This window comes from Pseudomonas sp. RA_15y_Pfl1_P11, from assembly GCF_963970975.1.
In the GTDB taxonomy this organism is placed as follows: domain Bacteria; phylum Pseudomonadota; class Gammaproteobacteria; order Pseudomonadales; family Pseudomonadaceae; genus Aquipseudomonas; species Aquipseudomonas tritici.
Window position 1 is genome coordinate 44,658 of record NZ_CAXAOY010000007.1, and the last position, 13,457, is coordinate 58,114.

General features: G+C 58.5%; 10 protein-coding genes and 1 tRNA gene. 7 read left to right on the forward strand and 4 right to left on the reverse strand.

The annotated features are described in order from the left end of the window. Nucleotides 1-21 precede the first annotated feature (21 nt). Together folK and folB are read right to left on the reverse strand one after the other, a co-directional pair. On the reverse strand, nucleotides 22-540 hold the full coding sequence (gene folK, locus AACY44_RS10955) for a 2-amino-4-hydroxy-6-hydroxymethyldihydropteridine diphosphokinase (RefSeq protein ID WP_339415412.1): 519 nt from the start codon (nucleotides 538-540) through the stop codon (nucleotides 22-24). After that, the gene (gene folB / locus AACY44_RS10960) at nucleotides 531-884 is read right to left on the reverse strand and encodes a dihydroneopterin aldolase (RefSeq protein WP_032883867.1); all 354 of its coding nucleotides are present in this window, start codon (nucleotides 882-884) and stop codon (nucleotides 531-533) included. The genes folK and folB overlap by 10 nt, the downstream gene beginning before the upstream one ends. A 74-nt stretch (nucleotides 885-958) precedes the next feature. Between folB and plsY the strand changes: the two genes are divergently transcribed. Continuing rightward, on the forward strand, nucleotides 959-1,528 hold the full coding sequence (plsY, locus tag AACY44_RS10965) for a glycerol-3-phosphate 1-O-acyltransferase PlsY (protein WP_339469797.1): 570 nt from the start codon (nucleotides 959-961) through the stop codon (nucleotides 1,526-1,528). A 33-nt stretch (nucleotides 1,529-1,561) separates the two neighbouring features. Here the strand turns inward: plsY and tsaD are convergent, their stop codons facing one another. Next, nucleotides 1,562-2,587, reverse strand: a complete 1,026-nt coding sequence (tsaD, locus tag AACY44_RS10970; protein ID WP_065871797.1) for a tRNA (adenosine(37)-N6)-threonylcarbamoyltransferase complex transferase subunit TsaD — start codon at nucleotides 2,585-2,587, stop codon at nucleotides 1,562-1,564. 202 nt (nucleotides 2,588-2,789) lie between these two features. Here tsaD and rpsU point away from each other — a divergent pair, with 202 nt between their 5' ends. From rpsU to AACY44_RS11000, 6 genes are all read left to right on the forward strand, one after another. Next, nucleotides 2,790-3,005 carry a 30S ribosomal protein S21 gene (gene rpsU / locus AACY44_RS10975; RefSeq protein WP_002551877.1) on the forward strand — a complete coding sequence of 72 codons (216 nt, stop codon included), beginning with the start codon at nucleotides 2,790-2,792 and terminating at the stop codon, nucleotides 3,003-3,005. A gap of 446 nt (nucleotides 3,006-3,451) precedes the next feature. Then, the gene (gene dnaG, locus AACY44_RS10980; RefSeq protein WP_339415410.1) at nucleotides 3,452-5,422 is read left to right on the forward strand and encodes a DNA primase; all 1,971 of its coding nucleotides are present in this window, start codon (nucleotides 3,452-3,454) and stop codon (nucleotides 5,420-5,422) included. A gap of 67 nt (nucleotides 5,423-5,489) precedes the next feature. After that, nucleotides 5,490-7,340, forward strand: coding sequence for an RNA polymerase sigma factor RpoD (rpoD, locus tag AACY44_RS10985; protein WP_339415409.1), 1,851 nt, complete (start codon nucleotides 5,490-5,492; stop codon nucleotides 7,338-7,340). A gap of 121 nt (nucleotides 7,341-7,461) precedes the next feature. Then, the gene (locus AACY44_RS10990) at nucleotides 7,462-11,205 is read left to right on the forward strand and encodes an EAL domain-containing protein (protein WP_339530258.1); all 3,744 of its coding nucleotides are present in this window, start codon (nucleotides 7,462-7,464) and stop codon (nucleotides 11,203-11,205) included. Between the two features lie 15 nt (nucleotides 11,206-11,220). Next, nucleotides 11,221-11,297, forward strand: a tRNA-Ile gene (locus AACY44_RS10995). A 128-nt stretch (nucleotides 11,298-11,425) separates the two neighbouring features. Continuing rightward, nucleotides 11,426-12,493, forward strand: a complete 1,068-nt coding sequence (locus tag AACY44_RS11000; RefSeq protein WP_339530260.1) for a tyrosine-type recombinase/integrase — start codon at nucleotides 11,426-11,428, stop codon at nucleotides 12,491-12,493. 207 nt (nucleotides 12,494-12,700) lie between these two features. Here AACY44_RS11000 and AACY44_RS11005 read toward each other — a convergent pair whose 3' ends face one another. Further along, nucleotides 12,701-12,964: a hypothetical protein gene (locus AACY44_RS11005; protein WP_339530262.1), complete on the reverse strand. Its 264-nt coding sequence runs from the start codon at nucleotides 12,962-12,964 to the stop codon at nucleotides 12,701-12,703. Nucleotides 12,965-13,457 lie beyond the last annotated feature (493 nt).

Genomic DNA, 13,457 nt, shown 5'->3' on the forward strand with positions numbered 1-13,457 from the left:
TCACCACAGCAAGCTCGGCGCCTACAAGAGCGCGTCTGGGGTGAGTTGCTGGCCTTGCCATTCAAACCCGACAGGCGCGAGCACCTGGTCGATTTGCGCATTGCGCCATAACTCAGCCAGGGTCTTGCCCACTTCAGGATGCACACGCTCTGGCGCCATCAACGACAGCGGCCACAGCACAAACGCGTTTTTCAGGATCTCTGCACGCGGCAGGACCAAACCATCGAAGTTACCCACCAGCTCGCCGTACAGCAGCACATCGATATCCAGCGGCAGGCCCTTGCGGTCCGGTGCATAGCGACCATTATCGGCCTCGATGAATTTCAACCGGCGATCCAGCGCCATCAGCGGCAGGTCGGTGTAGGCCGAGACCACCAGATTGAAGAACGGACCGCTCTTGATGCCCACCGGCTGGCTTTCGAACACTGGCGAGCAGCGCACATCCGTCAAAAAGCTCGCCAGCGCGTCAAGGCCGGCGCGCAGATGAGATTCGCGCTCGATATTGCTGCCTAGGCCAAGGTATACCTGAGTTAGCGACATCCGCGCTCGATCTCCACGCCCACACCCTTGGCAGCCGGCACGGCCCCCGGCTTGGTCAACTTGAGGTGCAGCCAAGGAATCTGGAACTCACTCATCAGTACTTGCGCCAGGCGCTCGGCGAAGGTTTCCACCAACTGGTACTGGGATTGCTCGGCAAATGCCTGGATGCGAGCGGACACGCTGGCGTAATCCAGTGCCAGGGTCAGGTCATCGCCAGCGGCGGCCGGGCGGTTATCCCAGGCGAAGCTCAGGTCCAGGCGCAGGCATTGGCGTATCCCGCGCTCCCAGTCATAGGCCCCGATGACGGTGTCGACTTCCAGGCCTTCGATAAACACTCTGTCCAAGCACTCTTCTCCGCAGCACGACAAGGGCGCAATGCCCCGTTAGAATCAGGGCGTCCTCGCCCGGAATAGTTAGCATGTTTTGGTCACTGGCGATCCTCGCCTACCTGCTCGGCTCGCTGTCCTTCGCCATTTTGCTCAGCCGCCTGACGGGAAATCCCGATCCGCGAATGAGTGGCTCAGGCAATGCCGGCGCCACCAATATGTTGCGCCTGGCCGGTAAGAAGCTCGCCGTGCTCACGCTGCTGGGCGACGTGTGCAAGGGCTTGCTGCCCGTGCTGATCGCCAGCCTCGCCGGCCTTACCCTGCAACAACAGGCCTGGATCGGCATATGCGCCGTCCTCGGCCATCTGTTTCCACTGTACTTCCGCTTTCGCGGTGGCAAAGGCGTCGCCACGGCAGCCGGCATGCTGCTGGGGATTTACCCACCGGCGGCGTTGCTGGCTGTACTTGCCTGGCTCCTGACGTTCTACCTGACCCGCACCAGCTCACTCGCCGCGCTGATCGCCACCCCGCTCACCCTGCCGCTGTTGGCCTGGCAAGAACCGGCGGCGTTGTTGCCGATGAGCGCACTGACACTGCTGATCGTCTGGCGCCACCGGGGCAATTTACGCGACCTGTTTGCCGGGCGCGAACGGCATTTTTAAATACGTTCGATGAGCCCGGCTCACGTTACGGCCCTACAGCGGCGACAACTGCTCCATCGGCCAGCGCGCCTGCACACTGATCGCCAGGCTTTCGTGCTGCCCCGCCTGCAAGCGTTGGCAACCGGCATAGGCGATCATCGCGCCATTGTCGGTGCAAAACTCTGGCCGCGCGTAGAAAACGTCGCCCTTCATCTCACCGAGCATTTTTTCCAGTGACGTGCGCAACGCCTTGTTGGCACTGACGCCGCCTGCGATCACCAGGCGCTTCATGCCCGCCTGTTTCAGGGCGCGCTTGCACTTGATGGTCAAAGTCTCCACCACAGCCTGCTGGAACGCCAGCGCGATGTCGCAACGGGCTTGCTCACTGTCGTCCCCGGCGCTGACGCTTTGCTGCCAGGTGTTCAGCGCAGAGGTTTTCAAACCACTGAAACTGAACATCAGGCCAGGCCGATCGCACATCGGGCGTGGGAAGGTATAACGGCCGGCAACGCCTTTTTCGGCAAGACGGGCGATTTCCGGGCCGCCGGGATAATTGAGGCCCATCATCTTCGCGGTCTTGTCGAACGCCTCACCGGCGGCGTCATCCAGGGACTCACCCAAAAGGGTGTATTGGCCGATTCCATCCACCTGAACCAGTTGCGTATGGCCGCCTGAAACCAACAAAGCGACGAACGGGAACTCTGGTGGCGTTTTTTCCAGCATGGGCGCCAATAAATGGCCTTCCATATGGTGCACACCGAGGGCTGGAATACCCCAGGCAAAAGCCAGCGCCTGGGCGCAAGAGGCCCCAACCAGCAGGGCTCCGACCAATCCAGGGCCAGCGGTGTAGGCGATCGCGTCGATCTCGGTCGGCACGCAACCGGCCTCATCCAGCACCTGGCGAATCAGGGGCAGCATGCGTTTGACGTGATCACGGCTGGCCAGCTCCGGCACCACGCCGCCATAGGCGCGGTGCAGGTCGATCTGACTGAACAGCGCATCGGCCAAGAGCCCGCGTTCACTGTCGTAAAGTGCGACACCGGTTTCGTCGCAGGAGGTTTCAAGTCCCAGTACTAGCATGGGTTTGCGCCTTGTAGAGGCTAGATTCGAAGGCGCGCATAATAGTCGCCACTCCCCCTCCCGACTAGCGGTTTTCGATCAGAGGCTTTGCATTCCGGGCAATGAGGGGTTAACATCCGCAACCCTTAAAAACCGACGACCTCAGCCGCGAATTTTTTGCGACGAGAACGTTGATCCCGGTAATGAAAGAAGGTAGCTCTGGATGCCAGCCGTCAAAGTTAAAGAGAACGAACCCTTCGACGTAGCTCTGCGTCGTTTCAAGCGCTCCTGCGAAAAAGCCGGTGTACTGGCTGAAGTTCGTAGCCGCGAATTTTATGAGAAGCCAACTTCTGAGCGTAAGCGTAAAGCAGCAGCCGCTGTTAAGCGTCACGCCAAGAAAGTTCAGCGCGAACAGCGCCGCGCCGTTCGTCTGTACTAATACACAGACGTCCGTAGCAAGCTTCTGCCAAGCCCGGCCCTCAGCCGGGCTAATGGCATTTGCGGATATCGCTTGATGCTTCACTGTTGACGCCGCACATGCGACTGAGACAACTGCTTCACACGTCAGGACTGGCTCTTTTGCCAGCGGTGCACGTCTCTTCTGACGAGCCTAACAAGGCTACTGACGCGCACACTTATTATTCAAGCAGGCGATCAACTGTATCGACTGTGCCCGACAATGCGCTTCCGAGGCCCGCCATTGGCCAAGACCGGAGGCCAGGGCAACATTTCCATGCCGAAAACCTGATTGAAATTAACGTCAGTGAATGATCGGCAGATACACTTCCTGAAAGCCCAAGCAGACAACCGATGATCGAGCCACACGATACGTGCGCTTGAGCACTTAGCGGGCCCTCATTTACACGCAGTGATGACGAGAACGCCATGGCCGGGCTAATTCCCCAGAGCTTTATTGACGACCTTCTGAACCGCACCGACATCGTCGATGTTGTCAGCTCGCGCGTGCAACTGAAAAAAGCCGGCAAGAACTACACCGCCTGCTGCCCGTTTCACAAAGAGAAAACCCCATCGTTCAGCGTCAGCCCCGACAAACAGTTCTACTACTGCTTCGGTTGCGGCGCAGGCGGTAACGCCCTGGGCTTTCTCATGGACCACGACAACCTGGATTTCCCCCAGGCGATCGAGGACCTGGCGAAAGCTGCCGGCATGGAAATCCCTCGCGAAGAAAGTGGCCGACCGCACAAACCGCGGCAACCCACAGATTCGCCGCTGTACCCACTGCTGACCGCCGCTGCCGACTTCTACCGCCAGGCGCTTAAAAGCCATCCGCAGCGCAAAGCCGCCGTCGACTACCTCAAGGGCCGCGGCCTCACCGGTGAAATCGCCCGTGACTTCGGCCTCGGCTTCGCCCCGCCCGGCTGGGACAACCTGTACAAGCACTTGAGCAGCGACACTCTCCAGCAAAAAGCCATGATCGACGCCGGCCTGCTGGTGGAAAACGCCGAAACCGGCAAACGCTATGACCGCTTCCGCGACCGCGTGATGTTCCCGATCCGCGACAGCCGTGGCCGCATCATCGCCTTTGGTGGTCGAGTACTGGGGGATGACAAGCCCAAGTACCTGAACTCCCCGGAAACCGCGGTGTTCCACAAAGGCCAGGAACTCTACGGCCTGTTCGAGGCGCGCAAGAACAACCGCAACCTCGATGAGATCATCGTGGTTGAAGGCTATATGGACGTGATCGCGCTCGCCCAACAGGGCCTGCGCAACGCCGTGGCCACACTCGGCACCGCCACCAGCGAAGAACACATGAAGCGCCTGTTTCGCGTGGTGCCCAGCGTATTGTTCTGCTTTGACGGCGATCAGGCCGGCCGCAACGCCGCCTGGCGCGCACTTGAAGCAACGCTGTCGAGCCTGCAGGACGGGCGTCGCGCACGCTTCCTGTTCCTGCCTGAAGGCGAAGACCCGGACACCTTGGTGCGCTCCGAAGGCACCGACGCGTTCCGCGCGCGCATCAATCAACATGCACAGCCCCTGGCAGACTATTTTTTCCAGCAACTGACCGAAGAGGCCGACCCGCGCTCCCTCGAAGGCAAGGCCCACATGGCCACCCTCGCGGCGCCGCTGATCGATAAAGTCCCAGGCGCCAACCTGAAATCACTGATGCGCATGCGCCTGCTGGAAATCACTGGACTGAGCGGCGAAGCCGTCAGCCAGCTGGTGCACAACGCACCGCAGGAGGCGCCGCCGACCTATGACCCAGGCATGGATTACGACGCTATGCCGGACTACTCCGACTTCCACCAACCGCAGGAGGCCTACACGCCCCAGCAGGAGTGGACACCGAAGAAGCCCGGCGCCGGCGGCAAGAAATGGGACAACAAACCCTGGAGCAAGAACGGCAAGCGCGGTGATCGCGATGAGGCCTTCGCCCCGCGAACGCCTGTGGCCGTAGAAGCGCCAACGCTCATTGCGTTGCGTACGCTCATCCATCACCCGCAACTGGCGGGCAAGGTCGAGAGCGCCGACCATTTTGCCAACGCGAGCAACACCTACGCTCAGGTGCTGATCGCCTTGATCGAGGCGGTACAGAAAAATCCTAAGCTAAACTCAATTCAGCTGATGGCTCGTTGGCATGGCACCGAACAAGGCCGCCTATTGAAAGCACTCGCGGAAAAGGAGTGGCTAATTGACGGCGATAACCTTGAACAACAGTTTTTAGACACCATTACTAGGTTATCTGCGGGTCAGCACACGCAGACCCTCGATGAACTCATCAAGAGAGCAAGGCAGCCTGGATTATCGGCTGAAGAGCAAAATCAGATAGCAAAACAGATGCGCGACCTCTTAAAACAGAATGTTTCCGCATCAAACCCGACCTCAGCTGGCGTGTGAGGTCATAGCTCGGGTATAATCCTCGGCTTGTTTTTTGCCCGCCAAGACCTTCAGTGGATAGGGTGTTATGTCCGGAAAAGCGCAACAGCAGTCTCGTATCAAAGAGTTGATCGTTCTCGGTCGTGAGCAGGGTTACCTGACTTACGCGGAGGTCAACGACCACCTGCCTGAGGATATTTCAGATCCAGAGCAGGTGGAAGACATCATCCGCATGATTAACGACATGGGGATCAACGTATTCGAAGCTGCGCCAGATAAGGATTCTCTTATGCTGGCGGACGCCGATACCGACGAGGCTGCAGCTGAAGAAGCTGCTGCCGCGCTGGCTGCTGTGGAGACCGATATCGGTCGAACCACCGACCCTGTGCGCATGTATATGCGTGAAATGGGTACCGTCGAGCTGCTGACACGCGAAGGCGAAATCGAAATCGCCAAGCGTATCGAAGAGGGCATCCGTGAAGTGATGGGCGCAATCGCGCACTTCCCTGGCACGGTTGACCATATTCTCTCCGAGTACACCCGCGTCACCACCGAAGGTGGTCGCCTGTCCGACGTGCTGAGTGGCTACATCGATCCGGACGACGGCATTGCGCCGCCTGCCGCCGAAGTGCCGCCGCCTGTCGACCCGAAAGCGGTGAAAGCCAACGACGATTCCGAAGACGACGATGCTGAAGCCAGCAGCGACGACGAAGATGAAGTTGAAAGCGGTCCGGATCCGATCGTGGCTGCCCAGCGTTTCGGTGCGGTTTCCGATCAAATGGAAATCACCCGCAAGGCGCTGAAAAAGCACGGTCGCGGCAATAAGCTGGTTATTGCCGAGCTGGTGGCGCTGGCCGAACTGTTCATGCCGATCAAGCTGGTACCGAAGCAATTCGAAGGCCTGGTCGAGCGTGTTCGCAGTGCCCTTGAGCGTCTGCGTGCACAAGAGCGTGCGATCATGCAGCTCTGTGTCCGTGATGCGCGCATGCCGCGCACCGACTTCCTGCGCCAGTTCCCGGGCAACGAAGCTGACGAAAGCTGGTCCGACGGCCTCGCCAAAGGCAAAGGCAAATACGCCGAAGCCATTGGTCGCCTGCAGCCGGACATCATTCGCTGCCAGCAAAAGCTGATCGCACTGCAGACCGAAACCGGTCTGACGGTTGCCGAGATCAAGGACATCAACCGTCGCATGTCGATCGGTGAGGCCAAGGCCCGCCGCGCGAAGAAAGAGATGGTCGAAGCGAACTTGCGTCTGGTGATCTCCATCGCCAAGAAGTACACCAACCGTGGCCTGCAATTCCTCGACTTGATCCAGGAAGGCAACATCGGCTTGATGAAGGCTGTGGACAAGTTTGAATACCGTCGTGGCTACAAGTTCTCGACTTATGCCACTTGGTGGATCCGTCAGGCGATCACTCGCTCGATCGCCGACCAGGCCCGCACCATCCGTATTCCGGTGCACATGATCGAGACCATCAACAAGCTGAACCGCATTTCCCGGCAGATGTTGCAGGAAATGGGTCGTGAACCGACCCCGGAAGAGCTGGGCGAACGCATGGAAATGCCTGAGGACAAAATCCGCAAGGTATTGAAGATCGCTAAAGAGCCGATCTCCATGGAAACGCCGATTGGTGATGACGAAGACTCCCATCTGGGTGACTTCATCGAAGACTCGACTATGCAGTCGCCAATCGATGTCGCCACCGTTGAGAGCCTTAAGGAAGCGACTCGCGACGTACTCTCCGGCCTCACTGCTCGTGAAGCCAAGGTACTGCGCATGCGTTTCGGCATCGACATGAATACCGACCACACCCTTGAGGAAGTCGGTAAGCAGTTTGACGTGACCCGTGAACGGATCCGTCAGATCGAAGCCAAGGCGCTGCGCAAGTTGCGCCACCCGACGCGAAGCGAGCATCTGCGCTCCTTCCTCGACGAGTGATACCAAAACCCCCGGCCCAGGCCGGGGGTTTTGTTTTGTATCGATAAAACCGTCCGTAATCCCCCTCCCCCGTAATGCCCGTCTACACTCGAAACATTCCCCGTGCCATAACGAGACCGTTATGCCCAGACTGCAGGCTGTGTTTTTACTGTGGCTGCTGACCTGGACCGCAACGGCTGGCGCGTTGAGTCTTAGCGATGATGAGCGCGGCTGGCTGGCGGACCATCAGGAGTTGCGCCTGGGAGTGGACGCGTCATGGCCACCCTTTGAATACCATGACGAAGATGGCCGCTACCAAGGCCTGGCGGCGGATTACGTGCGCCTGATCCAGGATCGCCTCGGCGTGCGGGTCAAGTTGATCGAGCCGGCGAACTGGAGCGCCTTGCTGGAGCAGGCCCGGAACAACCAAGTCGACCTGCTGCCTGGCATCATGTCCACGCCGGAACGCCAGCGCTACATGGCATTTACCCGCCCGTACCTTGATTTCCCCATCGTCATCCTGGCCCACGAAGGCGGCGCGAAACCACGCACCCTTAAGGACCTCTACGGATTGAAGATTGCCGTGGTGGAAAACTATGCGCCCCATGAGTTGCTCCGCACCCACCATCCCGACCTCAACCTGGCGACCATGCCGAATGTCAGCTCGACCCTGCAAGCCTTAGCCACCGATGAGGTGGATGCGGTGGTCGGCGACCTGGCCTCAAGTGTCTGGAGCCTGCGCCAACTCAAGCTCGACGGTTTGTACGTCAGCGGTGAAACGCCCTACCGTTACCAACTGGCGATGGGCGTACCGCGCGACAACAAAGTACTGGTGGGCATCCTCGATAAGGTACTGGCCGACCTCAGCCCGGACGAAACCGATGCGATCCAACAACATTGGGTCGGTAGCTTTACCGACCACCGCACCTTCTGGAGGGATCTGCTGACTTACGGCCTGCCTGCGGTACTGTTGCTGAGCACCGTGCTGGCCGTGGTGATTCGGATCAATCGTCGGCTCAGTTCGGAAATTTCCCGACGCGTCGCCCTCGAACAGCAACTGCGCAGCAGCGAATATCACTATCGCGGCTTGGTGGAAAGCCTGTCCGCCATCGCCTGGGAAGCCAGTATCACCGACTTCACCTACAGCTATGTTTCGCCCCACGCTGAGGAATTACTGGGTTATCCGCGCGCCCACTGGCTGATCCCGGGGTTCTGGCGCAACATCATTCACCCTGCCGACCTGATCCGCACCGAAGCCTACTGCTACCAGGAAACCCGCGCCAATCGCGACCACAGCGTCGACTACCGGGTGATCACCGCAGATGGGCGCTGCTTGTGGGTGCGCGACATCGTCAGCCTGATCGAGCACGGCCATGAGCCCGTACTGCGCGGCTTGATGATCGATATCAGCGAGGCCAAGCGCACTGAAGAAGCCTTGCAACTGTCCGAGCAAAAATTTGCCTCGGTGTTCCAGCAATGCCCAGACATGCTAGTGATCGCACGGCTGTCTGATGGCTGCTTGCTGGAGGTGAACAAGGCGTTCGAAGACCAGATTGGCCTGACGGCGGAACAGGTCGTCGGCAGAACCGCCACCGAACTGAATATCTGGGGCATCCAGGGTGTCGGCCCCGACCTGCTGCAACGGGTGCAGACCACTAGCATCCGCAACCTCGAAATGCCCTTTGTGCGCAGCGATGGCCAAGCCTTCATCGGGCTGATTTCCGCCGAGCCGTTCCAATTGGACACCACCGAGGCCATCGTGGTGGCGGTGCGAGACATCACTCAACTCAAGGAAACCCAGCAACAACTGCAAACCTCCGAAGAGAAATTCGCCAAGGCCTTCCACGCCTCCCCCGACGGCTTGCTGCTGAGCCGACAGCGTGATGGACTGTTGATTGAAGTGAACGATGGTTTCAGTCGAATCACGGGTTTCACCAGCGCAACATCCCTCGACCAATCAACCCTGGACCTGGGCATCTGGGTCGACCTCAACGAACGCAAACACATGCTGGAACTGATGCAGCGCGATGGCTTTGTGCGTGATTTCATCTGCCATATTCGTCGCAACGATGGGCAGATTCGCCTGTGCGAGTTGTCCAGCCGCCCACTGCCTATCGGCGACGAAGACTGCATGCTGACCATTGCGCGGGACATCACCGAACGCCAACTGATGCAGGAAAAACTGCAACAGGCCGCCACGGTGTTCGAAAGCACGGCCGAAGGCGTCTTGATCACTGATATCCGGCAGAACATCAGCGCCGTCAACCGCGCCTTCACCGAGATAACCGGCTACAGCGAGGCCGAAGCCCTCGGCCATACGCCGCGCTTGCTTGCCTCCGGCCTGCATGACAGCGCCTTCTACGCGGCGATGTGGCACCAACTGACAGCTCAAGGGCATTGGCAGGGCGAGATCTCCAACCGACGCAAGAACGGCGAGCTGTACCCCAGTTGGCTGACGATCAGCGCCGTGCGTAATCGCGATCAGTTGATCACGCACTTCGTCGCGGTGTTTGCCGACATCTCCAGCCTCAAGCTGGCCCAGGCCCGTCTCGATTACCAGGCGCATCACGATCCATTGACCGGCCTGCCCAACCGCACTTTGTTCGAAAACCGATTGCTGGCCGCCCTCAATGGGCATCAAGAAACCGGCAAACAGGGCGCCGTACTGTTTCTCGATCTGGACCGCTTCAAACACATCAACGACAGCCTCGGCCACCCTATCGGCGACTTGCTGCTCAAAGACGTCGCGGCGCGCCTCAAGGAACAACTGCGCGACATCGACACCGTTGCTCGCCTGGGCGGCGACGAGTTCATCATCCTGCTCCCCGGCCTGCAGCACCCCAGCGATGCCCAATACCTGGCCAATAAACTGCTGGCCTGCTTCACCCCACCCTTCCAGGCAGGTGAACACGAGTTCTTCATCAGCGCCAGCATCGGCACCAGCCTATACCCGCAGGACGGTACCGACGTCGCGACGCTGGTCAAAAATGCCGACGCTGCGATGTACCGCTCCAAGGCCAAAGGACGTAACCGGGTCGAAAGCTATACCCGCGACCTTACTGCGCAGGCCAACGAACGCGTGGCACTCGAACATGAACTGCGCCGCGCCATCGAGCGCGATGAACTGACCCTGTACTACCAGCCAAAACTGAGCCTGAATACTCAAGCACTGATCGGCGCCGAAGCGCTGATCCGCTGGCGCCATCCCACCTTTGGCGACGTGCCGCCCGAACACTTCATTGCCCTCGCCGAAGAGAACGGCATGATCCTGCAGATCGGTGACTGGGTGCTGGAACAGGCCTGCCGACAAATGCATGCCTGGCAAGGCACTTTCGACGCATTTGGCCCCCTGTCGGTCAACCTGGCCGGCGCCCAACTGCGTCACCAAGGCTTGCTCGCTCGCATCGAACAGCTATTGCACGACTACCGGCTCGACCCAGGCTGCCTGCAACTGGAGATCACCGAGAACTTCATCATGAGCCAGGCCGAAGAAGCGCTGGAGGTACTGCACCAGCTCAAAGACCTGGGCGTACAACTGGCCATCGATGATTTTGGCACCGGTTATTCATCCCTCAGCTACCTCAAACGCCTGCCGCTGGATTTCCTCAAGATCGATCAATCCTTCGTCCGCGGCCTGCCCGACGACCCCCACGACGCAGCGATCGTGCGCGCCATTATCGCCCTGGGCCACAGCATGCAATTCACTATCATCGCCGAAGGCGTGGAGAACCCCGCACAGCAAGCCTTCCTGGCTGCCGAAGGCTGCGAACAGATGCAAGGCTACATCGTCAGCCTGCCGCTACCGCCCGAGGTTTTTGCCGCGACCTTTCTTCGTATGAGCATTAAGGATTTTTCGGATAGCACAGCGGGGAAACCATCGCTATAATCCGCGACCTACTGAGGGCCTATAGCTCAGTTGGTTAGAGCAGGGGACTCATAATCCCTTGGTCCACGGTTCGAGTCCGTGTGGGCCCACCACCTTCAAAGCCGCGCATTGCGCGGCTTTTTGCTGTCTGCGCCAAAAACAGCTGGACCAGTCCTATGGTCCACAGGTACAAAATCAGTACAGTGCCAAAACAACGGTACGTTTTTGGAGCAGAAATAGCATGGCCACCATCGTCAAAACAGACGCCGGCACTTGGAAGGCCCTGGTGCGGAAAACCGGCTGGCCCGCCAACGCCAAGACCTTTCGTACAAAGCGTGATGCCGAAGACTGGGCCCGTCGCACAGAAGATGAAATGGTCAGAGGCGTATATATCCAGCGGAGTGGGTCCGAACGTATGACTCTGGCCATGGCATTGAAACGCTATCTGGCCGAAATCAGCCCAACGAAGAAACCGACAACTCAGCGCGCAGAGGCAACCAAGGCTCAGCAGCTAATCAGCCATCTAGGCAAGTACTCGATGGCTGCACTCTCCGCAGAAATCATCGCCAATTACAGGGATACGCGCCTAGCCTCGATCACCAGTCGCGGCAAACCAACAAGCAACAACACTGTGCGCCTGGAGCTTGCCCTTCTGAGCCACCTGTACACCGTGGCAATCCAGGAGTGGGGTTTGGGGCTAAGTTTCAACCCGGTGCTGAACATCCGCAAGCCAAGCCCCGGCGAAGGCAGAGATCGGCGCCTATCTGCCGAGGAGGAACGCCGGTTGCTGGCTGCAGTAAACGCGCACAGCAACCCGATGCTTGGCTGGATTGTTCGAATCGCTCTGGAGACAGGCATGCGCTCGTCGGAGATAACATCTTTACGTAGGCATCAGGTTGACTTAAAAAAACGTGTGGTGCGTCTCTCTGATACTAAAAACGATAGCGCACGCACCGTGCCGCTGACCCGGCTGGCCACTGACACTTTACAACTGGCGATGACCAACCCTGTCCGCCCAATCGACTGCGATCTGGTGTTTTTTGGGGAGCCTGGCAAAGAGGGCAAGCGCAGCGCATATGCCTTCACCAAAACGTGGGGCAAGCTGAAGACTAAGCTAGGAATGCCCGACCTGCGCTTCCATGACCTTCGTCATGAAGCGGTCAGTCGGCTGGTCGAAGGTGGCCTTTCTGATCAGGAGGTGTCCGCCATTAGCGGGCATAAGTCGATGCAGATGCTGAAGCGCTACACGCACCTGCGAGCTGAGGATCTGGTAGCGAAATTGGATAAGCTGGAGATAAGAAATTACTGATTGAGTAACTGCAAGGGCTGCGTACGTGCTTGCGTCCGAATCGACCAGTCATTTCCATCAGATTTTAGCACTCGCTTTGAGGCCATGGCAGCAAAGTACGACCCAACGTTGGCTTTCATGAGCGGAGCTAACTTACGTGAATAAGCACTTCGGGGCGGCCTGACGATGCCCACGTCAGCTTCGACCCGAAGTGTACGCGGAGCGACATCAGACCTTACGTTTCACCTCTTGCATGTACTCTATCCAGACAGCATACGGGTGGACATATAAGTGATAGCTGTCCAAACCAGACGCCGGCGGCCAGGTTACGTGCTTACTGATCACAAAAATTTCGCGGTCAGGATCGACGTAGTAGCCAGTTACCACGTTCCGCCCATAAATGCCTGGAGTCGGCGCTCCTGTCTTAGTTTCGGGGTGGTCGTGCTTTTTCGTCCAGATAACCTCATCTTCGATCCAGCGTTTTACTTCCATGAAGTCGCTCCTCATTTCCTCTGGCTTGGAGAACCAGCTATGGAACAGCTCGGAGGAGTTCTCACGTACGCTTTCCTCGAGAGGAATGCCACCTAGCGTAAGGCTGCTAAGGTACTGGCTCACGGCCTTGGTTATGATGGAGTTGCGCGGTTCGCCCGTGCGCAAAGCCCAGAGATCTAGCTGGTCACGGACATTGTCATTCAATCGTACTGATAGCATTTCGACACTCATACATACAGGGTTAGTCAACGCATACTGTGTATGCGGCCAACTGCATACTATGTATTATTCGACCTTCTATCAATACCTTTCTGATAATTATCGGCTACATCCCCATGCACCTGTGTTGGAATTGCTCGATTCGGCTGGCTTCGATCGCGGCCTATTTTTTCCCAAACAGGGGCGCTGCCCTTATGCGGAATAACCCGCGGTTTGTGGCTGATCTCTGCTGATCGCCAATACGCCGCGGACTGGTTCATCGGATGCAAACTTC